Below are 20979 nucleotides of genomic sequence, written 5' to 3' on the forward strand. Positions count from 1 at the left end.
CCCCGGCCACCACGTCGGGCGACCGGGGGATGAGGAATGGTGCGTGGTGGCGGATCAGCGCCGTTCCGTCAGGCCTTCTGGTCGAGCTTCAGCGTGCGCGTCGAGCGCTCGAACTGCTCGGTGAACAGGGTCGGCTCCTCGGCGAGGTCCCGGCCGAGCGAGGGGATCATCTCCTCAAGGGCGGGCGTCCAGTCCGCGAACTTGCTCGGGAAGCAGCGCTTGAGCACGTCGACCATGGCGTCCACCGCGGTGGAGGCACCCGGGGAGGCTCCGAGCAGACCCGCGATGGACCCGTCCGCCGCGTTGACCACGGCGGTGCCGAACTCGAGGGTTCCGCCCCGTCCGCTGGGCTTGATCACCTGGACACGCTGGCCGGCGATGACCTTCTCCCACTCCCCGTCCTGCGCCGAGGGCACGAAGTCGCGCAGTGCGTCGACCCGGGCGCCGTGGTTCTTCGCGAGTTCGGTGATGAGGTACTTGACCAGGCTCATCTCGGTGAGGCCGATGTTGGCCATGGGCAGCAGGTTCCCGGCCCGGATGCTCGACGGCAGGTCGAGGAAGCTGCCCATCTTGAGGAACTTGGGGGTCCACCCGGCGAACGGCCCGAACAGCAGACCCTTCTTACCGTCGATGACGCGGGTATCCAGGTGCGGCACCGACATCGGTGGCGCGCCCACGGAGGCCTGGCTGTAGACCTTCGCCTGGTGCTGCTCGATGAGCTCGGGGTTGGTGCAGCGCAGCCACTGGCCGCCCACGGGGAAGCCGCCGATGCCCTTGATCTCGGGGATACCGGACTTCTGGAGCAGATGCAGGGCACCGCCACCCGCGCCGACGAACACGAACTTGGCGTCGACGGTGCGTTCGTCACCGGTGTGGCGGTTGGCCACGGTCAGCCGCCAACTGCCGTCACTGTTGCGCTCGAGGTCCTTGACCTGGTTCTGGTAGTGCACCTCGGTGCCCGTGCGGGTGAGGTACTTGATGAGCTGACGGGTGAGCGCACCGAAGTTGACGTCGGTGCCGTTCGAGAAGTGGCTCAGGGCGAAGGGCTGCTCGGGCGAGCGACCGCGGGCCATGAGCGGGACGAGCCGCTCCAGCTCCGAGAAGTCGGTGGTGTGGCCCATCCCCGGGAAGAGCGGGTGCCCGGCGAGCTTGTCGTACCGCTTCCGGAGGTAGTCCTGGCCGTCCTTGCCCGCCACGAAGCTCATGTGCGGGACGGGGCGGATCCACTCGGTGGGGTCACCGAGGATGGTGTTCTCGACCGCGTAGGACCAGAACTGGCGCGAGACCTGGAACTTCTCGTTGACGCTGACGGCCTTGGTGATGTCGACATCGCCGTCGGCGGTCTTGGGCGAGTAGTTGAGCTCGCAGAGAGCGGAGTGCCCGGTTCCGGCGTTGTTCCACGCGTCGGAGGACTCCAGAGCGGGCCCCTCGAGCCGTTCGAACACCTGGATGTCCCAGTCCGGTTGGAGCCGCCGCAGCAGGGCACCCAGAGTCGCGCTCATGGTGCCCGCGCCGATGAGCGCCACATCCGTCGTTCCGTGCTTTGCCACCTGGTCTGAAGTCACCGGCTACCCTCGCTCATTGGTCGTGGACCCGAATCTCTCGTCGACGCGGGTCGTCCCGACAGGCCCGCGCCCACAGGGTCCTCAGACTACTCACCGCGCCGGGCGCGGGACACACCGGACTAGGGTGGTCGCCGTGTCTACGCCCTCTCCAGATCCCGGCGCCCCCGCCGGATCCGACCCGCAGTGGACCCCGGATCTGCTGGGGCCGTCGTACCGACGGCGCGTCCTACCCCTCGGTCCCGATCCCGACGGTGAGGGTGAGATCTCCGCGACCCTCGTCCGCCACGAGGACGCACCGAACGATCCCACCGCCGTCGTCCTGGTCGTCCACGGCCTGTCGGACTACTTCTTCCACACCCACCTCGCCGATTTCCTCGCGTCGAGCGGTTTCGCGACCTACGGGATCGACCTGCGCAAATGTGGCCGGTCCCGGAGGGAAGGTCTGACACCGCACTTCACCACCGACCTCGAGAGGTACGACGACGAGCTGGATCAGGCTCTCGATGTGATCGTCTCCGAGCACCCGGGGACGCCGGTCCTCGTGGCCGCCCACTCGACCGGGGGGCTGGTGGTGCCGTTGTGGCTGGGCAGACGTCGCGACAGGGGCGCTCTCGCCCCCGTCGTGGGGGTGGTGCTGAACTCCCCGTGGTTCCAGCTCGACGTCCCGGAACACGCCCGCCCCGTGCTGGACCCCGTCATCCGCACGCTCGGATCCCTCCGACCCTTCTACCGGCTGCCGCTACCCACCTCTGACCGGTATGTCATCAGCACGCACGTCGACCACGACGGTGACTACCACTTCGACACCACGCTCAAGCCCCCCGGCGGGGTGGGTGTCCGGGCGGGGTGGCTCGCCGCGGTCCGGCGCGCCCAGAAGCGGCTACAGGCCGGGGTCGACCTACCGCTCCCGGTCCTGTTGCTCCGCTCGACGGCGTCGTCGGTCGGGGCCCGCCCACGGGGCGCCGTGCTCGACGTGGACACCGATCTGATCCTGGACGTCCGGTCGATGGAGCGCTTCGCCGACCGTGTCTCCCGTGACGTCACCGACATCCCCGTACCGGGTGCCCGGCACGACGTCTTCCTCTCCCGCGCCGACGTCCTCGAGGTGGTCTTCGACCATCTGGGCCGCTGGCTGGACCAGACCCTGTCCTCACACACCAAGGAGTCCTGAACCCCATGACCCAGACCCCCTCCCGCCACTTCGACCTTGTCGTCATCGGCACGGGCAGCGGCAACTCGCTGATCGACGAATCGTTCGCCGACAAGTCCGTGGCGATCTGCGAGAAGGGGACGTTCGGTGGCACCTGCCTCAACGTCGGGTGCATCCCCACCAAGATGTTCGTCTACGCCGCCGACACGGCCACCTCCATCCGGCACTCGTCCGCCTACGGTGTCGATTCGACTCTGGACGGGGTCCGGTGGCCGGACATCGTCTCGCGGGTCTTCGACCGGCGCATCGACCCGATCGCGTCGAGCGGGGAGGACTACCGGCGCAACCGTTGCGACAACGTCACGGTGTTCGACGGACACGCGACCTTCGTCGGCCCGCGCACCATCGACACGGGAACCGGGGAGATCATCACCGCGGACTCCGTCGTGATCGCCGCTGGGGCACGGCCGTCGATCCCCGAGATCGTCACCGGGGCCGGCGTCGCCTACCACACCAGCGACGACGTCATGCGGATCGCCGAGTTGCCGAAGTCCATGGTCATCCAGGGCTCCGGGTTCATCGCCTGCGAGTTCGCGCACGTGTTCTCCGCGCTGGGCGTCGAGGTCACCGTCATCGGCCGGTCGGACGTACTGCTCAAGCACCTCGACCGCGAACTCGCCGAGCGGTTCACGGACGCCGCCCGGGGACGGTGGGACGTCCGCCTCGGCCAGCACGTCACCTCGATGACCGCGACCGGTGACGACCGCCGGGGCGTGGAGATCACGTTCGAGGACGGGTCGACCTGTGCAGGCGACGCGCTGCTGGTCGCCACGGGTCGGACCCCGAACGGGGACCTGCTCGGTCTGGACGCGGCCGGGGTGGAGATGGACGGCGAGCGGGTCCGCGTGGACGAGTTCGGCCGCACCACGGCGGAGGGCGTCTGGGCGCTGGGCGACGTGAGCTCGCCGTTCCAGCTCAAGCACGTGGCCAACCACGAGCAGCGGGTGTTGGGCCACAACCTCAACCACCCGGAGAACCTGCAGCCGTTCCACCACAGTCACGTGCCGTACGCGGTGTTCAGCTGGCCACAGATCGCGTCGGTCGGGCTGACGGAAGCAGAGGCCCGCGCGGCCGGGTACGACGTGACCGTGAAGACCCAGGACTACGGCGACGTGGCGTACGGATGGGCGATGGAGGACTCGGTCGGGTGCTGCAAGCTCATCGCCGACCGCGCCACCGGGTTGCTCCTGGGCGCCCACCTCATGGGCGCCCACGCCCCGTCTCTCGTGCAGATCCTCATCCAGGCCATGGAGTTCGAGATCACGGTGCCGGACCTCGCGCGCAAGCAGTACTGGATCCACCCGGCGATGGCCGAGGTCGTCGAGAACGCATTGCTGGGTCTGGACTTCCCGGACCGCGGCTTCTAGCTACCGGACGATGCCGGAAGGCAGACGACCGGGGGCGACGCCGGTGGGCCGACGATCGGGGGCGGGGCCGCGAGTCGCGTGACACCCGCTCCCCGCCGGCCTCAGGCGAGGACGAAGTCGTCCGGGTCGACGGTGCGGACCTGCTCGCGGTACCGGAAGGTGAACGTCGGCCACTGCAGGGAGTTGCGTCCCCGCGAGTCGATGTACCAGCTCGAGCAGCCGCCCTGGTTCCACACCGTGTGCGCCAGTTCGCGGTCCATCCGGGCGGCGTAGGACTCCTCCACCTCCGGACGGACCTCGATGGTGCGTCGGGCCTCCCGCCCGGCGAGGTCGAGCAACCGCAGTACGTGATCCGCCTGGGACTCGAGCATGTACACGATCGACGAGTGCCCCAGGTTGGTGTTGGGGCCGTACAGCAGGAACAGGTTGGGGAACCCCGCAACAGTGATGCCGTTGTGCGCTCGCGGACTGCCGTCCCAGTGCTCGGCGAGGGTGCGCCCGTCCGCGCCGGTGATCACGCGAGAGATGGGCGGCTCGGTCGGCTGGAAGCCGGTACCGAAGATGATGACGTCCGCCGGATGCTCCGTGCCGTCGTCGGCCACGAGCCCGCGCGGGGTGACAGCCGACGCCGCGCCGGACACCAGGGTCACGTCGGACCGGGTGAGGGCGGGGAGCCAGTTGCTGGTGAGCAACACCCGTTTGCACCCGATCGAGAAATGGGGGGTGAGCGCGCGGCGCATCCTGCGGTCCCGCACCTTGAGAAAGAGGTAGAACCGTGCGAACCATTCGAAGAACCGCAGCAGGAACTGCGCCCGCGTGAACACCACGACGTAGAGCTCACGACCCAGATAGATCCGCCCCCGGACCAGCCGCTGGACCAACGGGAAGCGTCGGTAGAGCCGCTGACGGCGTCCGGAGATCGATCGGTCCAGCCTGGGCAGGATCCAGCCCGGGGTCCGCTGGAAGACCGTGACGTGCTCGGCGGGCCCGGCGATCTCGGGGACGAACTGGACCGCGGAGGCCCCCGTCCCGACGACGGCGACCCTCCGGCCCTCGAGCGCGATGTCGTGGCGCCACCTCGCGGAGTGGAATACCTGGCCCTCGAACGACTCCAGACCGGGTAGCCGGGGGATCGAGGGGGCGGACAGCGCCCCCGAGGCCACCACGAGATCGCGCGCCCGGATCCGCCCGCGGCTCGTGTCGACGACCCAGTGCGCCGACTCGGTGTCCCACACCGCCGCGGTCACCTCGCAGGAGGTGACGAGTCGGTCACGGAGACCGATGCGGTCCGTCACGGACTCGAGATAGGCCCGGATCTCCGGTTGCCTCCCGAACGAGTGGGACCAACCGGGGTGGGCGTGTCGGGACAGCGAGTACAGGGCGGTGGGGACGTCGCAGGCGCACCCCGGGTAGGTGTTGTCGCGCCAGGTGCCCCCCACCGACTCCGCGGCCTCCAGGACGAGGAAGTCCCGGCCACGCCCCTCCCCCAACAGACGGTCGGCCATGGCGATGCCGCCGAAGCCGGCGCCCACCACCACCAGGTCGATCTGCTCCACGGGTCCACGAGGGGTATCGATCATGGTGGACAGTATGCCCCGGATTGTCCACGACCGAGGGGCGCATCAGGACGATCGTCCACAAACTTTTCCCGGCCGGCCGGGGGGCGCACGGGACGCCGGACGCGCTCAGGAGCCGGACGGCAGGGTGAGGATCTCGTACCCGTCCTCGGTGACGACGACGGTGTGCTCGAACTGGGCGGTCCACGCCTTGTCGGCCGTGGTCACGGTCCAGTCGTCGTCCCAGACGTCGAACCCCGGCCCGCCGAGGGAGATCATCGGTTCGACGGTCAACGTCATACCCGGCTCGAGGACCTCGGTCCGGGACGGCTCGTCGTAGTGGAGCACGACCAGACCGTTGTGGAAGGTCGGGCCGACACCGTGGCCGGTGAACTCCCGCACGACCGTGTAGTCGAAACGTCGGGCATAGGATTCAATGACCCGCCCGATGACGTTGACCTCGCGCCCGGGTCGGATTGCCCTGATCCCCCGGTTCATCGCCTCTTCGGTGCGCTCGACCAGAAGCCTGACCTCCTCGCTGACATCCCCGGCCAGGAACGTCGCGTTGGTGTCACCGTGGACGCCGTGGATGAACGCCGTGACGTCGACGTTGACGATGTCCCCGTCACGGATCACCGTGGTATCGGGGATACCGTGGCAGATCACCTCGTTGAGCGAGACACAGCTCGACTTGGGGAACGACTTGTACCCCAGGGTCGACGGGTACGCCCCGTTGTCGCACAGGAACTCGTGTACGACCCGGTCGATCTCGTCGGTCGTCACGCCGGGCGCGACCGCCTCGCCGGCGAGCACGAGAGCGTCCGCGGCCAGCCTCGAGGCCACGCGCATCGCGTCGATGACCTCAGCCGGCTGAACCCACGCCTCCCCGTTGGCCTCGTCGACGCTGTCGCGCCAGACGTACTCCGGCCGCGGGATCGATTCGGGAACGGTCCGGATCGGGGTGGGTTCACCTGGGACGAGAGGCTGACGGGTGGAGGTGGTCATGCCCCCAGGATAGGCCCGCCCGGCGCGACCGGTCGCCCCGGTCCGGTCACCAGATGACGAAGCACACCGAGGCGATGAGCACCATCGCCCCGAACAGGCACATCGTGATCACGTCCGCGGACGACTCGCCGAGCTCTCCCTTCGCGGGCGGGCCGGCATCGTCGGGCATCACCGGGTCGGTCTCGTCAGCCGCGGTGTCCACACCGGGGTCGGAGTCCTGGCGCGGATCCATCAGATCACCCCCAGACGGTGGAACTCGGAGACCATCGCCACTGCGAGGATCGCGAACACGACCGCCATGAAGCCGGTGTACATCCAGCGCTTGGCGTGGTCGGACGCCCAGAACCGGCGGACGCTGACCACGCCGTTCACCACGGCGACCACACACAACGCGATACCGACGGGCGCCGCGACCCAGCCGGACAGGCTGAGCAGCGGCACGAGAATCGGGATCGCGAGGTAGGTGATGAGGCACCGAACAGCCGAGACCATGACCGAGATCCGGAACGCCCGGTGGGCGCCGGAGCCGGCCTCGCGGTCGACGCCCCGGACGCCGAGCAGACGCCGCATGGCGCGGTCGGCCGACCGCTGCGATCGGAAATCCGGGCTGGTCGCCGCGCCCGGCGCCGACACGGCCGCCGGCGCCGACACGGCCGCGGGTGCCGTCATGCTCGCGGGTGGCGGGGTGACAGGTGCTGTCATCGGGGTACTCACACGGCCCTCCCCCGTAGGGCGCCGCCCACGGCGCGCACTGCCGCACTGTCTGTCATCGGTTTGCACCTTCCGGGGTCCGCGGTATGACTGTGCTCCACTTTTCCACAGGCGCCGCCGATCCCGTAGCCGGCGGGCCGACGCCACCCCGCCCGGGGTGGCGCTGCGAGCCGACTCACAGCAGGACCGTCGCGTACTCGACGGAGTCGACCATGCCCACCCGCCGATAAGCGGCGCGGGCTGCGCCGTTCGACCCGTTCACCACCAGGGAAGGTCGGAGCCCCCGTGAGCAGAGGGCGGCGCACACCGCGGCGGTACCGCCGGACCCCAGCCCGGCGTCCCGCCGATCTCGGTGTACCCATACGCCCTGGATCTGGGCGACCTCCGGGGAGATCGCGGCGACATCGGCCTTGAAGACCACCTCACCGTCGTCGATCCCCACCCAGGTCCTCCCCCGCGCGAGGGACCGCGCCACGCGGCGCCGGAACGGAATCCCGGAGCCCACGGCGAACGGGTCGGTGCGCAGTTCCTCGCGGTACATCGCCGCGGCGGCGGCGAGCACCGGTTCGAACTCCTCCAAGGTCGCGGGCCGGATCCCGTCCAGGACGAGCGCCGGATCGAGCGGGCCCTCGAGCGCCATGAGGAACTGGTGAGCCCGGTACTCCCGGGCCTCGCCCCAGCGTTCTCGCAGGGCCGGCCACATGCCGGCGACCAGGTCGCGCCGACCGTGCACCGACATGGGCCCGAGTCCCAGTCGCGCCACCGCGTCACCGAGAGCGCGCTGATCCGCGGCGTCGCCCCGGAGCGGCAACACCGAACTGCCGACGAACGCGAGAGACCGCTCAGGCCCGCCCAAGGTGAGGAACCGTCCGTCGGTGCCGGCGGCGACACCCGACGTGGCGAACTTCTCCGCCGCCGGCGCGGAGACCAACGGGTCGGCGGCGAGCACGTCGCCGAGCGCCCGCGACTCTCCCAGACCGACCGCCCGGCACCCGCCGAGCCCGGCCTCCGGGGCAGCCGTGTCGGTCACGGTCTATCGCGTGACCTTGACCTGGGGCCCCTGGCCCTCGGCGGCGTCTCCCACGGGCTCGCCCATCTCCTCGGCGATCCGCATGGCCTCCTCGATGAGGGTCTCCACGATCATCGCCTCCGGCACGGTCTTGATGACCTCGCCCTTGACGAAGATCTGGCCCTTGCCGTTTCCGGACGCGACACCCAGATCGGCCTCGCGGGCCTCGCCGGGCCCGTTGACGACACAGCCCATGACGGCCACCCGCAAGGGGACGCTCATCCCCTCCAGTCCGGCCGTGACCTCGTCGGCGAGCTTGTACACGTCCACCTGGGCGCGCCCACACGACGGGCACGAGACGATCTCGAGCTTGCGCGGACGCAGGTTGAGCGACTGCAGGATCTGCGTGCCGACCTTGACTTCCTCCACCGGCGGGGCGGAGAGGGAGACCCGGATGGTGTCGCCGATCCCCTCGGAGAGCAGAGCACCGAACGCCACGGCCGACTTGATCGTGCCCTGGAACGCGGGCCCGGCCTCGGTCACGCCGAGGTGTAACGGGTAATCGGTCTGCGCGGCGAGCCGGCGGTAGGCCTCGACCATGATCACCGGGTCGTTGTGCTTGACCGAGATCTTGATGTCGCCGAAGCCGTGTTCCTCGAACAACGAGGCCTCCCACATCGCCGACTCGACGAGCGCTTCCGGGGTCGCCTTGCCGTACTTGGCCAACAGGCGCGGGTCCAGCGACCCGGCGTTGACACCGATGCGGATGGGGATGCCCGCGTCACCGGCGGCCTTGGCGACCTCCTTGACGCGTCCGTCGAACTCCTTGATGTTGCCCGGGTTGACGCGCACCGCGGCACACCCGGCATCGATCGCCGCGAAGATGTACTTGGGTTGGAAGTGGATGTCCGCGATCACGGGGATCGGGGACTTGCGTGCGATGGTCTCCAGCGCGTCGGCGTCCTCCTGCCGGGGACACGCCACGCGGACGATGTCACACCCGGACGCCGTGAGCTCGGCGATCTGCTGGAGGGTGGAGTTGACGTCGTGGGTCTTGGTGGTGGTCATGGACTGGACCGAGACCGGATGATCACTGCCCACGCCCACCTGGCCCACGAACAGCTGCCGGGTCGTGCGCCGGGGCGCGAGGACCGGCGGCGGGCCGTCGGGCATGCCCAGTCCCACTGGGATCGAGGATGAGTCGTTCACTTCAGGCCTTCCGTAGGGGCTGCCAGCCGGGTGCTCGCAGGTCCCGCATCCCATTATCCGGGTAACCGGGCGCCGGTGCGAGGTGGGTGTGCGCCCGGCTCAGCCGGGCAGCAGGATCGGGTTGACGAAGTCGGCGGTGATCACGATCGCGGAGACACCGATGAGGAGTACGAACACCCCCATCGTCAGTGGCGCCAGCTTCTCGTAGTCCGCCGGGCCGCCCGGCGCGAGGCCACGCAAACGACGGAGGGCGTCCCGGATCTTCTCGTAGAACACCACCGCGATGTGGCCGCCGTCGAACGGGGTCAGGGGCACGAGGTTGAACGCCCCCAGGAACAGGTTGAGGCCGGCGAGGAACAGCAGGAACAGGCTCCACAGCCCCTGTTCGACCGCCTGCCCGCCGATGTAGCTGGCCCCCACCACGGACACCGGGGAGTCGTCCGCCCGCTCGCCCCCGAAGATCGACGCGGCCACCGCCGGGATCTTGGCCGGGAACGAGATGAGCCCCTCGACGGTCGCCTCGACCATCTCCCCGGTGAAGACGAGAGTCGCGGGTACCGCGCTGAGCGCGTCGTAGGTGTTGACCGTCTGGTAGGCGGGATCGTCGAGGATCTCCCGGGGGATCCCGTCCTCCGAGAGCCGGACCCCGAGCGCACCCCGCTGCTCGCCGTCGATGCTCGACGAGGTCAACGTCGTCGTCGTCGTGATCGTCTCCCCGTCGCGTTCCACCGCCACCGGCACGGTCTCACCGGGCCGCGCCGAGACCACGGTGGACAGGTCGTCCCAACTGGCCACCGGGACGCCGTCGACCGACGTGATCCGGTCGCCCGGCAGGAGCCCCGCCTCGCCGGCCGGACCCACCCCGGTCCCGCACCGGTCCGCCCCCGCGCAGGTGTCCCCCACGACGGCCGCGACGCGGTCGGTGGGAATCGGCTGGACGTCCCGGTTCACCAGACCCCAACCGAGGGCGACCGTGTAGAACAACGCGATCGCCAGGACGACGTTCATGAAGGGCCCGGCCAACAACACCGCGACGCGCTTCCACCAGGCCTGGCGCCACATCGCCCGCGGTTCGTCCTCCGGGGACAGTTCGTCGTACGCGGTCATCCCGGCGATGTCACAGAACCCGCCGAGCGGGATCGCCTTGAGCCCGTACTCGATCCCACCACGCCGGACGGACCACAGGGTGGGACCGAACCCGACGAAGAACCTGCGAACCCTCATCCCCGACCACAGCGCGACCCGCATGTGGCCGTACTCGTGCAGCACGATCGACACCATGATCCCGAGGGCGAACAGCACGATCCCGAACACCAGCACGACTCAGCCCTCCAGGCTCGTGACGAGGGCTCCGGCGTACCGCCGCGCCCAGGACTCCGCCGCCGCGACGTCATCCGGATCCCGGGGATCGGACGACCACTGATCGGCTGCGCCCACGGTCTCCGCCACGACGTCGACGATGGCGGTGAACCCGATCCGGCCGTCCAGGAACGCCGGGGCGGCCTCCTCGTTGGCCGCGTTGAACACCGCGGTCCGCAGGCCCCCCGCCTCGCCCGCCGCCCGCGCCACCGAGATCGCCGGGAACGTCTCGGAGTCCACCGGCTCGAAGGTCCAGGTGTGTGACTGCGAGAAGTCCAACGGGGTCGACGCCCCGGGAATCCGTGACGGCCACCCCAGGGCCAACGCGATGGGCAGCTTCATCGACGGCGGGGAGGCCTTCGCCACGGTCGCGCCGTCGACGAAGGTCACCGCCGAGTGCACCACCGACTGGGGGTGGACGGTCACATCGATCCGATCGTAGGGAACCCCGAACAGCAGGTGTGCCTCGATGAGCTCCAGGGACTTGTTCACCAGGGTCGCGGAGTTCAGGGTGATCATCCTGCCCATCGCCCACGTGGGGTGCTGCAGCGCCTGCTCCGCGGTGACACCTTCCAGTTCGGCGCGGGTACGGCCCCGGAAGGGCCCGCCGGAGGCGGTCAACACCAGTGACGCCACCTCGTCCGCCGTCCCCGCCCGCAGACACTGCGCCATCGCTGAGTGCTCGGAGTCGACGGGGATGAGCTGGCCCGGGGCCGCGGCGCCGGTGACGAGGGCGCCCCCGGCCACGAGTGACTCCTTGTTCGCCAGCGCCAGCCGTGCACCCGTGCGCAATGCGGCCAGGGTGGGCCCTAGGCCGATGGACCCGTCGATTCCGTTGAGCACCACGTCGGCCTCCACCGCCCCCACGAGCTCGGTGGCGGCCCCGGGACCGTCGAGAACCGTCGCCTCCGGGAACGCCGACCGGATCCGCTCGGCCGCGGCCGGGGCGGACACCGCGACGAACCGGACGCCGGTCCGGCGGATCTGCTCCGCCAGCAGATCGATCCGGCCACCGCCGGCCGCCAGACCGACGACCTCGAAACGGCCGGGTCCGGCCTCCGAGGTCACCTCGAGGGCCTGGGTACCGATCGAGCCGGTACTGCCGAGGACGAGAACGCGCGTGGTCACCCCGCCATTGTCCACGCCGGAGCCACCTGATGCCGCATCAGCGGCCCCAGGTGTGGCGGGGACCGGCGGGTTACCCGTCGACCGCCGGACGGCGTGTGACAAACTGGGCACGATGTCGGCGGCCCGCAGGGCTGCCAGCGAGCCGTGAGGAGAACCGGGGAGCATGAGCGCGGACGGGCACCACACCAGCAAGGAGATCGTCGTCGACGGGATCAGCACCCTCGACGAGCCCTCGGTCGAGTGGGGCTGGCACCAGCACAGCAGGAAGGTCGGCCTCGTCGCGGGCGGCTTCTTCGTCCTGTTCCTGTTGGCCATGCTGTTCGGCAACCACATCGGACGGGTGGAGGACATCTGGCTGGTGGCGGTCGCCGTGTTCCTCGCGATCTGGATGTTCCTGTCGCTGCGACCCAAGAAGGACGACACCCTCAAGCGGAACCGTGTCTTCGAGGTCTCCTCGGACCACTACGCGGTGGTCGGCGCCGCCGCCTCGGGTCACGTAGGGGCCGAGGCCGCCCGGAACCCGCAGGGCCGGGCGCCGGCCAGGCACTGACCCCGGTCGACCCGAGAAGGGCCGCCACCACTCGATGGAGTGGTGGCGGCCCTTCTCGTCGTCCGTAGCTCTCAGTGGGTGGCCCAGTGGTCACTCGCCAGTGGTCACTCCCCAGCGATCACTCCCCCGCGCTCACTCCCCCGCGCTCACCCCTCGGCCGCGAGCTGACCACACGCCGCGTCGATCTCCTGGCCGCGGGTGTCGCGCACCGTGCACGAGACCCCGGCCGCGCGCACGGCGGCGACGAAGGCGTCCTGCTGATGGCGGGGGCTGGCGTCCCACTCGCTGCCCGGCGTCGGGTTGAGCGGGATGAGGTTCACGTGCGCCATGGGCCCGAGACGCTGGGCGAGCAGTCGACCGAGCATCTCGCCCCGCCAGGTCTGATCATTGACGTCACGGATCAACGCGTACTCGATGGACACCCGCCGCCCCGTGGCATCGGCGTAGTGACGGGCCGCGTCCATGACCTCGGAGACCGGCCACCGGTTGTTGACGGGCACCAGGGTGTCCCGGAGTTCGTCGTCCGGGGTGTGCAAGGACACCGCCAGGGTGACCTGGAGCCCCTCCTCTGCCAGCTTGTGGATGGCGGGGACCAGGCCCACCGTCGACACGGTGACCGCGCGTTGCGACAGACCGAATCCCGACGGCGGCGGGGCGATGATGCCTCGCACGGCGGTCATGACGCGCTTGTAGTTGGCGAGCGGCTCCCCCATGCCCATGAACACGACGTTGGACAGTCGCCCCGGCCCGCCCGGGATCTCACCGTCGCGCATGGCGCGGGCGGCGACCCTGACCTGCTCCAGGATCTCGGCTGCCGAGAGGTTGCGTTGCAGACCGCCCTGCCCCGTCGCGCAGAACGGGCACGCCATCCCGCAGCCGGCCTGACTCGAGATGCACACGGTCGCCCGGTCGGGGTAACGCATGAGAACGCTCTCGACCAACGAACCGTCGTGCAGTTTCCACAGGGTCTTACGCGTGGTGCCCTCGTCGGTGGTGACGTGTCGTAGCGACGAGGTCAGCGAGGGGAACAGTTCTTCTCCGACCTTCTCCCGCAGGCCGGCCGGCAGGTCGGTCATCTCGCGGGTGTCCGCCTCGAGGCGCCCGAAGTACTGGTTGGCCAGCTGCTTGCCGCGGAATGCGGGAACTCCGAGCTCACCCATCGCCGCCTCGCGACCGTCGGCGTCGAGGTCGGCGAAGTGACGAGGGGGCAGCCCTCGGCGGGGGGCGTCAAAAACGAGCGGGAGAGGTTCAGCCATGATGCGGCCATTGTGTCAGAAACGGGCGACCGCAACACATCGCGAGCGGTGCCGTCCGTCGCCGCCAGCGCATACAGTCCAGGTATGGCACAGCGATCACACGACCCGACAGACCGTCGTCCCGCCGCCCCCGTCGAGGGGCGCGACGAGATCCCCCTCGAGGACACCCACGCGGACTCCACCCTCGTTCCCGCCGACGAGTCGACCCCTGCGACACGCACCCACGAGCAGGATGCTGTCCCCGATTCGTCGGGGGGACTTCTGGGCTCCGCGTGGGTGGGTCTGGTCCTGGGCGCGCTCGTCACCATCCTGCTGTTGATCTTCATCGCGCAGAACACGACCTCGACCGACGTCCGTTTTCTCGGGTTGGAGTTCACCCTCCCGCTTGGGGTGCTGATCCTCTTCGCCGCGATCGCCGGCGCGTTGATCATGGCCCTGTTCGCCGGCTTCCGGATCCTCCAGCTGCGGATGCGCGCACGCAAGGCGCGCAAACTGACCGCCCGACACTGACGCGCGACCCCCGGCGCGGGTCGGAGGGTCCGCTCACTCCGCGGCTTCGCCCCGTGCCGACGTCACCCGTGCCAACGGAGGTGGTCGACGACTCAGGTCGGCACGACGTAGGTGAAGATGACCCAGACGACCACCGCGGTGGGCAGCACGGAGTCGAGGCGGTCCATGAATCCGCCGTGCCCCGGCAGGAGCGTGCCCATGTCCTTGATTCCGAGGTCCCGCTTCACCTGGGATTCCACCAGGTCGCCCAGCGTCGCGGTGAAGACCGTCAGGACGCCGAGCAACAGGCCCTTCCAGATGCTGTCGTCGAAGAGCAGGGCGACCACGAGTGCGCCACCGACCGTGGCGAACAGGATCGACCCGGCGAATCCCTCCCAGGACTTCTTGGGGCTGATCGCCGGGGCCATGGGGTGCTTACCGAAGAGCACCCCGGCCACGTACCCCCCGACGTCGGAGCACACGACCAGCAGGATGAGGGCCACGACCCGTTGCGCGCCGTAGTCACCGTCCGACAGCATCGCGCCGACGGCTCCCGGAACCGCGATCCACACCAACACGAACACCGCGACCGACACGTCGCGCATGTAGTTCTTCGGTGCGGTGGTCAGACCGGCCATGAGCAGACGCCAGACCAGGACGACCACGCCGGTGACGGCGAACGCGGCGAACGCGCCTTCCGCCCCGTTGAGGTAACCCGCCCAGACCATGGCCTGCCCGCCTGCGAGCAGCGGGAACAGGGGAAGCGCGAACCGGGCCTGCCGTAGGCGTTTGAAGACCTCCCAGGTGCCGACGGCGACGGCGCCAGCGGCGACCAGATACCACGCGCGGGGGGTGAAGGCGATACTGGCGATCACGAGCGCGCCCAGGCCGACCCCGACCGGGATCGCCCGGGTCAGGTCACGGCCGGCGCGCGACGGAGGTGCGGCGGCCGCGGCGGTGGGCCCGGGCGGGCCCTGGGGTGCGGGGTCCACGGCATACTCCTCGGTTCTCGGGTGATGGGTGTCGCGGAGGTCAGACCTCCATCAGGTCGCCTTCCTTGGCCTTGACGAGTTCGTCCACCTCGCCGACGAATCGCTGGGTGAGCTTGTCCAGCTCCTTCTCCGCGGCGTTGACCTCGTCCTCGCCGGCCTCGCCGTCCTTGTCGATCCGCTTGAGCTCGTCCATCGCCTTGCGCCGGACGCCACGGACCGCGATGCGTCCGTCCTCGGCCTTGGCCTTGGCCTGCTTGACCAGATCGCGCCGCCGTTCCTCGGTGAGCTGCGGCACGGTCACGCGGAGGACCTGGCCGTCGTTGGTCGGGTTGACGCCCAGATCCGAGTTGCGGATGGCGTTCTCGATCGGACCGATCTGCGACATCTCGTACGGCTTGATGATGAGCATGCGCGGCTCGGGTGCCGAGATGGTCGCCATCTGGGTGATGGGAGTCATGCTCCCGTAGTACTCACAGAACACGCGGTTGAACATGCCCGGGTTGGCGCGGCCGGTGCGGATGGCGGAGAGCTCGTCGCGAACGTGCTCGATCGCCCTCTCCATCTTGTCCTCGGCCTCGAGCAGAGTGTCGTCGATCATGTCTGTCCCTTTTCGTTGGGGTCGGTGTCGGTGGTCGGGTCGAGGACGTGTCAGGCCGTACTGGCCACCAGCGTCCCGATCTGCTCACCGGCGACGGCGCGCGCGATGTTGCCCTCGGTGAGGAGGTTGAACACGAGGATGGGCATGTCGTTGTCCATGCAGAGGCTGAACGCCGTGGCATCAGCTACCTTCAGGCCCCGCTCGAGGCATTCGCGGTGCTCGATCCGGCTGAAGAGCTCGGCGTCGGGATTGGTACGGGGGTCGTCCGTGTAGACGCCGTCCACCGCCTTGGCCATGAGCAGCACGTCGGCCTTGATCTCCAGTGCGCGCTGGGCTGCGGTGGTATCGGTCGAGAAGTAGGGCATGCCCATCCCGGCCCCGAAGATCACGACGCGGCCCTTCTCCAGGTGTCGTTCCGCGCGCAGTGGGATGTACGGCTCCGCGACCTGCCCCATGTGGATGGCGGTCTGGACCCGCGTCGACACCCCCTCCTGCTCGAGGAAGTCCTGCAGGGCCAGACAGTTCATGACGGTGCCGAGCATCCCCATGTAGTCGCTGCGCGCCCGGTCGAGTCCTCGCTGCTGCAGCTGAGCACCCCGGAAGAAGTTGCCTCCACCGATCACGATCGCGATCTGCGCCCCCGTCCGGGACACATCGGCGATCTGCCGGGCGACGGACTGCACGACGTCCGGGTCGATCCCCACGCCGCCGCCGCCGAACATCTCGCCGCCGAGCTTGAGCATCACACGTTTGTAGCCGTCCCGCGGGTCGGTCATCCCTCTCCTCGTCCCGGGCGGATCCAGCCCGTGTCGCGCGCGTTCACACCCCCGACGTCGATTGGCCGGAGTGGCGTGTGGTCCGTGGTGGGACCGGGTTCATTCTGCCCTATCGCCACGGCCGCCACACTCCAGCCCGCCGGGTACGGGCACACCCGGCCGTACGAACGCCGACGGCGGTACCCGGAGTACCGGGTACCGCCGTCGTTCGGGAACCCGCAACGGCGGGTTCGGGCCGTGGTCAGGCCTGGCCGACCTCGAACCGCAGGAAGGCCGAGACCGAGGCGCCGGCTTCGTCCAGCAGGGCACCGACGGTCTTCTTGTTGTCGGTCACCGACGGCTGGTCGAGCAGGCAAACATCCTTGTAGAAGCCGTTGAGGCGACCCTCGACGATCTTCTGCAGCGCCTGCTCGGGCTTGCCCTCCTCGCGGGCGGTGGCCTCGGCGATCTCGCGTTCCTTGGCGACGATGTCGGCGGGCACCTCCTCGCGGGACACGTACTGGGCCTTCAGAGCGGCGACCTGCATCGCGGCGGAGCGCGCGGCGGCCTCGGCGGCCTCGCCCTCACCGGAGTAGGCGACCATGACGCCGACGGCGGGCGGCAGGTCGGAGGAACGCTTGTGGAGGTAGACGGCCACGGGACCGTCGAGCTTGCCCACACGGCGCAGGACGAGCTTCTCGCCGGACTTGGCGGAGAAGGAGACGACCGAGTCGGCCACGGTGGTGCCGTCGAGCTCGGCGGCGTTCAGCGCGTCGAGGTCGGAGATCCCCTGGGCCGCGGCGACCTCGACGATCTTGTCGGCCAGTGCGATGAACTCGGCGCTCTTGGCGACGAAGTCGGTCTCGGAGTTGAGCTCGATCATGACGCCGTCCTTGATGGCGACCAGGCCCTCGGCCGTGGTGCGCTCGGCGCGCTTGCCCACGTCCTTGGCGCCCTTGATGCGCAGCACCTCGACGGCCTTGTCGAAGTCGCCGTCGGTCTCCTCCAGAGCCTTCTTGCAGTCCATCATCCCGGAGCCGGTGAGCTCACGCAGACGCTTGACGTCGGCAGCGGTGTAGTTCGCCATGGTGGGGCGACCCTCCTTAAAGGGGTTCGTGATCTGTCGGAAAAGTGTTCTGAGTCGGTCGGCGGGCGATCGCCTCCACCCTAGACGCCGGGGCGTCGGTGGATGGTCCGCCCACCGCCTCCGACACCTCGGGCCCGGCCCCCGGATGATCCCCGTGGGGATCGTGGGCGGCCGGGCCCGACGGTGCTCGAGCTGGTGGTGAGGATCAGGCCTCGGTGGCCGGCGCCTCGGAGGTGGCGGCCGCGATCTCCTGGGCGTCGGCCTCGGGGGCCTCGGCCACGGGGGACTCGGTGCCGGTGACCTCGGCGGGTGCCTCGGCACCCTCTGCCGTGGCGGCGCCGGTGACCTGGTCCAGCTGCTCGGTCTCCCACTCTGCGAGCGGCTCGGCCTCTTCGCCGGTGGCCTTGCCGGCCTGCGAGCGGGCCTTGAGGCCCTCGGCGACGGCGGAGGCGATGACGCGGGTCAACACGGTGACCGAGCGGATGGCGTCGTCGTTCGCCGGGATCGGGTAGTCGACGACGTCCGGATCACAGTTGGTATCGAGCAGCGCGACGACGGGGATGTTCAGCTTGCGGGCCTCGCCGACGGCGATGTGCTCCTTGTTGGTGTCGACGACCCACACCACGGAGGGGACCTTGCTCATGTCACGCATACCGCCGAGCGTTCGCTCGAGCTTGTTCTTCTCACGCGTGAGCATGAGGATTTCCTTCTTGGTGCGACCCTCGAATCCGCCCGACTGCTCCATGGACTCGAGCTCCTTGAGGCGGACGAGCCGCTGGTGCACGGTCTGGAAGTTGGTGAGCATGCCACCCAGCCAACGCTGGTTGACGTACGGCATACCGACCTTGGCGGCCTCCTCGGCGATGGCCTCCTGGGCCTGCTTCTTGGTGCCGACGAACAGGACGGTGCCGCCGTGGGCGACGGACTCCTTGACGAACTCGTACGCCTGGTCGATGTACGTCAGGGTCTGCTGCAGGTCGATGATGTAGATGCCGTTGCGGTCGGTGAAGATGAACCGACGCATCTTCGGGTTCCAGCGGCGGGTCTGGTGGCCGAAGTGGGCACCTGCGTCGAGCAGCTGCTTCATGGAGATGACTGCCATGATGGGTTGAGGGCTCGTCCGGCTTGGAAGCAGCCGGACCGCGAGGCCCTCGTCCTCGCTTTCTATGTATCGGGTTTCGCCCTCGAGCCGGGTGGCCGCGGGCCCTGGTGTCCGCGCCGGGCCGGACCCCCGTCGGGCGGGGGCACCTGCTGGTCCGGCGTCCGGGGCCCCGGGGCTCATGGCCCCGGGGCCCGGATGCGGCTCCCGGGAACCGGGCTGCCGCAGGACACGCGAAGTCGATCGACGCAGAGTCGACCGCACCGGAAGCATAACCCCTCGGGCGCGCCCCTCCAAGGCGGCCCACCCGACCGGTATCCGGGCACCGCGCACCGCGGTCGTGGCTCCGCCCGTGCGCGGGGGCTCCCGGGGGTGCCGGTGCACGTCTGGTCTGGGGATAATCGTCCATTCCGTCCACAGGTGCCGATCTCCCGTGGCGAACGCGGGGTGCGTGCGGTGGACTCGCGGTATGCAGTCACTCCGGGTCGGTCGCCGCCGGCTCCGCAACCGCGTCTGCGCCGGCCTGGCCGCGGGGGTCCTCGCCGTCGGCCCCGTGGCCGATGCCGCGCCGGTCGGGCCACGGGCGGGCATGAGCAGCCCCCTGCCGGGTCCGGTCTCCGTGTCGACCCCGTTCGATCCGCCCGCCCAGCGATGGCTCCCGGGGCACCGCGGGGTGGATCTGGCCGGCACGGTGCTCGCGTCGGTCCGCGCGCCCGCGGACGGCACGGTCCTGTTCGCGGGGGCGGTGGGAGGGCGACCGGTCCTGTCGATCGACCACGGTGGCGGCGTGCGCACCACGTACGAACCGGTGCGCGCCACTGTCCGGGCCGGAGATCCCGTCATCGAGGGTGTGGAGGTGGGCCGGCTCCTCGCCGGCCACCCCGGGTGTTCGGTCGAAGCGTGCCTGCACTGGGGCGCGCGTGTGACGTCGGGTGACCCGTCCGGTGACGACGACGACTACGTCGATCCGCTGTCACTGCTCGCGGACTCCGAACGGCCGATCCGCCTCAAGCCCACACGTCCCGGAGACGGAGCCGGCTGACGCCCGGGCCGCACTCCCCGCTCAGGCGCGGGGGTGGGCTCCGCGGTAGGCGGCCCGGAGGCGGTCCGCCGAGACGTGCGTGTAGATCTGGGTGGTCGCCGGGGTGGAGTGCCCGAGGAGCTCCTGTACGTGCCGCAGGTCCGCACCGCCCTCCAGCAGATGTGTCGCCGAACTGTGCCTCAGCGCGTGGGGCGAGACCCGGGGGGCGCCCGGCGTGGCCGCGGTGACCTCGTTGACGATCCGCCGCGCGGCCCGGGGGTCGAGTCGCCCCCCGCGCGCCCCGAGCAACAGGCACGGGCCGGACCGGGCGGTGGCCAACGCCGGGCGGCCGCCGTCGAGCCAGGCACGCAGTGCCCGGTCCGCGGGCGGGCCGTACGGGACGGCGCGCTCCCGGTCGCCCTTGCCCACCACCCGCAGCAGGCGACGCTCGGTGTCGACGTCGTCCACGTCGAGCCCGCACAGTTCGGCGATCCGGATACCGCAGGAGTACAGCAGTTCCACGACCAGCCGGTCGCGCAGGGCGATCGGGTCCCCCTCGGCCGCGCCGAGCTCGGTGGTACGGATCGTCTCGGCCGCCTGGTCGAGGTCGAGCACCTCGGGCAGATGGCGACGGGCGCGGGGCGCCTCGAGCCGGGCCGCGACATCGGTCGGTACGAGGCCGGTCCGTGCGGCCCACCCGCTGAAGGATCGGGCTGCCGCGACACGGCGGGCGACGGTCGACCTGGCGGCCCCCGCACCGACCTGGGCGGCGAGCCACCCGCGCAGGGCGGGGAGGGTGAGTGCCCCGCGCAGGTCCGCCGCGGTGGAGGGTCCGTCGGTGTCACGGACGAGGTGGGCGAGCAGGCCGCGGACGTCGGATCGGTAAGAGCGGACCGTCGCCTCGGACCGGGAGCGACCCGTACGCAGGTAGTCCGCGAAGTCGTCGACCACGCCCCCGAACGGCTCGGACCGAGCGTCCCCATCACTCTCAGACGTGCTCACCGGCCCCATGG

At 70.0% G+C, this 20979-nt stretch carries 21 protein-coding genes; 5 read left to right on the forward strand and 16 right to left on the reverse strand.

Annotated features, from left to right (window positions below; all coding sequences use genetic code 11):
- Positions 1-68: 68 nt before the first annotated feature.
- The gene (mqo, locus tag VZF99_RS08385; protein WP_185950427.1) at positions 69-1565 is read right to left on the reverse strand and encodes a malate dehydrogenase (quinone); all 1497 of its coding nucleotides are present in this window, start codon (positions 1563-1565) and stop codon (positions 69-71) included.
- A gap of 133 nt (positions 1566-1698) precedes the next feature.
- On the opposite strand from mqo, the gene VZF99_RS08390 reads away from it, so the two are divergent.
- Together VZF99_RS08390 and mtr are read left to right on the forward strand one after the other, a co-directional pair.
- Positions 1699-2736 (forward strand): alpha/beta hydrolase, encoded by a 1038-nt coding sequence (locus tag VZF99_RS08390; RefSeq protein WP_407334513.1) that lies wholly within the window; start codon positions 1699-1701, stop codon positions 2734-2736.
- Positions 2737-2741: 5 nt separating this feature from the next.
- Positions 2742-4142, forward strand: coding sequence for a mycothione reductase (gene mtr / locus VZF99_RS08395; RefSeq protein WP_407334514.1), 1401 nt, complete (start codon positions 2742-2744; stop codon positions 4140-4142).
- A gap of 101 nt (positions 4143-4243) precedes the next feature.
- Here mtr and VZF99_RS08400 read toward each other — a convergent pair whose 3' ends face one another.
- The 8 genes from VZF99_RS08400 to dxr all read right to left on the reverse strand — a co-directional run bounded on the left by VZF99_RS08400 (position 4244) and on the right by dxr (position 12119).
- A complete protein-coding gene (locus VZF99_RS08400) occupies positions 4244-5722 on the reverse strand; it encodes an NAD(P)/FAD-dependent oxidoreductase (protein WP_120283473.1) in 1479 nt (492 codons plus the stop codon).
- 105 nt (positions 5723-5827) lie between these two features.
- The gene (map, locus tag VZF99_RS08405; protein ID WP_067717647.1) at positions 5828-6703 is read right to left on the reverse strand and encodes a type I methionyl aminopeptidase; all 876 of its coding nucleotides are present in this window, start codon (positions 6701-6703) and stop codon (positions 5828-5830) included.
- Between the two features lie 46 nt (positions 6704-6749).
- Positions 6750-6935 carry a hypothetical protein gene (locus VZF99_RS08410; RefSeq protein ID WP_120283475.1) on the reverse strand — a complete coding sequence of 62 codons (186 nt, stop codon included), beginning with the start codon at positions 6933-6935 and terminating at the stop codon, positions 6750-6752.
- Entirely contained in the window at positions 6935-7372 is a 438-nt protein-coding gene (locus VZF99_RS08415; protein WP_407334515.1) for a hypothetical protein, read from the reverse strand. The genes VZF99_RS08410 and VZF99_RS08415 overlap by 1 nt, the downstream gene beginning before the upstream one ends.
- A gap of 217 nt (positions 7373-7589) precedes the next feature.
- Positions 7590-8444, reverse strand: a complete 855-nt coding sequence (locus tag VZF99_RS08420; protein ID WP_407334516.1) for a GNAT family N-acetyltransferase — start codon at positions 8442-8444, stop codon at positions 7590-7592.
- Between the two features lie 3 nt (positions 8445-8447).
- The gene (gene ispG / locus VZF99_RS08425) at positions 8448-9596 is read right to left on the reverse strand and encodes a flavodoxin-dependent (E)-4-hydroxy-3-methylbut-2-enyl-diphosphate synthase (RefSeq protein ID WP_096907224.1); all 1149 of its coding nucleotides are present in this window, start codon (positions 9594-9596) and stop codon (positions 8448-8450) included.
- Between the two features lie 135 nt (positions 9597-9731).
- On the reverse strand, positions 9732-10952 hold the full coding sequence (locus tag VZF99_RS08430; protein WP_407334517.1) for a M50 family metallopeptidase: 1221 nt from the start codon (positions 10950-10952) through the stop codon (positions 9732-9734).
- Positions 10953-10955: 3 nt separating this feature from the next.
- Positions 10956-12119 (reverse strand): 1-deoxy-D-xylulose-5-phosphate reductoisomerase, encoded by a 1164-nt coding sequence (dxr, locus tag VZF99_RS08435; protein ID WP_396467107.1) that lies wholly within the window; start codon positions 12117-12119, stop codon positions 10956-10958.
- Between the two features lie 163 nt (positions 12120-12282).
- On the opposite strand from dxr, the gene VZF99_RS08440 reads away from it, so the two are divergent.
- A complete protein-coding gene (locus VZF99_RS08440; protein ID WP_407334518.1) occupies positions 12283-12669 on the forward strand; it encodes a DUF2631 domain-containing protein in 387 nt (128 codons plus the stop codon).
- A 146-nt stretch (positions 12670-12815) separates the two neighbouring features.
- Here the strand turns inward: VZF99_RS08440 and rlmN are convergent, their stop codons facing one another.
- Positions 12816-13925 carry a 23S rRNA (adenine(2503)-C(2))-methyltransferase RlmN gene (gene rlmN, locus VZF99_RS08445; RefSeq protein WP_067717626.1) on the reverse strand — a complete coding sequence of 370 codons (1110 nt, stop codon included), beginning with the start codon at positions 13923-13925 and terminating at the stop codon, positions 12816-12818.
- Positions 13926-14009: 84 nt separating this feature from the next.
- Here rlmN and VZF99_RS08450 point away from each other — a divergent pair, with 84 nt between their 5' ends.
- Positions 14010-14435 (forward strand): lipopolysaccharide assembly LapA domain-containing protein, encoded by a 426-nt coding sequence (locus VZF99_RS08450; protein WP_120283480.1) that lies wholly within the window; start codon positions 14010-14012, stop codon positions 14433-14435.
- Between the two features lie 92 nt (positions 14436-14527).
- On the opposite strand, the gene VZF99_RS08455 is transcribed toward VZF99_RS08450, so the two are convergent.
- The 5 genes from VZF99_RS08455 to rpsB form a co-directional block, all read right to left on the reverse strand.
- Positions 14528-15406, reverse strand: a complete 879-nt coding sequence (locus tag VZF99_RS08455; RefSeq protein ID WP_120283482.1) for a phosphatidate cytidylyltransferase — start codon at positions 15404-15406, stop codon at positions 14528-14530.
- Between the two features lie 40 nt (positions 15407-15446).
- Positions 15447-16004, reverse strand: a complete 558-nt coding sequence (frr, locus tag VZF99_RS08460) for a ribosome recycling factor (protein ID WP_407334519.1) — start codon at positions 16002-16004, stop codon at positions 15447-15449.
- Positions 16005-16054: 50 nt separating this feature from the next.
- Entirely contained in the window at positions 16055-16780 is a 726-nt protein-coding gene (gene pyrH / locus VZF99_RS08465) for a UMP kinase (protein WP_067717617.1), read from the reverse strand.
- Positions 16781-17021: 241 nt separating this feature from the next.
- Entirely contained in the window at positions 17022-17846 is an 825-nt protein-coding gene (tsf, locus tag VZF99_RS08470; protein ID WP_069389369.1) for a translation elongation factor Ts, read from the reverse strand.
- A 205-nt stretch (positions 17847-18051) separates the two neighbouring features.
- Positions 18052-18948: a 30S ribosomal protein S2 gene (gene rpsB, locus VZF99_RS08475; RefSeq protein ID WP_067717612.1), complete on the reverse strand. Its 897-nt coding sequence runs from the start codon at positions 18946-18948 to the stop codon at positions 18052-18054.
- A gap of 586 nt (positions 18949-19534) precedes the next feature.
- Between rpsB and VZF99_RS08480 the strand changes: the two genes are divergently transcribed.
- Complete coding sequence (locus tag VZF99_RS08480) at positions 19535-19987, forward strand: M23 family metallopeptidase (protein WP_407336101.1); 453 nt, start codon at positions 19535-19537, stop codon at positions 19985-19987.
- A gap of 21 nt (positions 19988-20008) precedes the next feature.
- Here the strand turns inward: VZF99_RS08480 and VZF99_RS08485 are convergent, their stop codons facing one another.
- Positions 20009-20977, reverse strand: a complete 969-nt coding sequence (locus VZF99_RS08485) for a tyrosine recombinase XerC (protein WP_407334520.1) — start codon at positions 20975-20977, stop codon at positions 20009-20011.
- Between the last annotated feature and the right edge of the window lie 2 nt (positions 20978-20979).

The sequence above is a fragment of the Dietzia kunjamensis genome (genome assembly GCF_045689975.1).
In the GTDB taxonomy this organism is placed as follows: domain Bacteria; phylum Actinomycetota; class Actinomycetes; order Mycobacteriales; family Mycobacteriaceae; genus Dietzia; species Dietzia kunjamensis.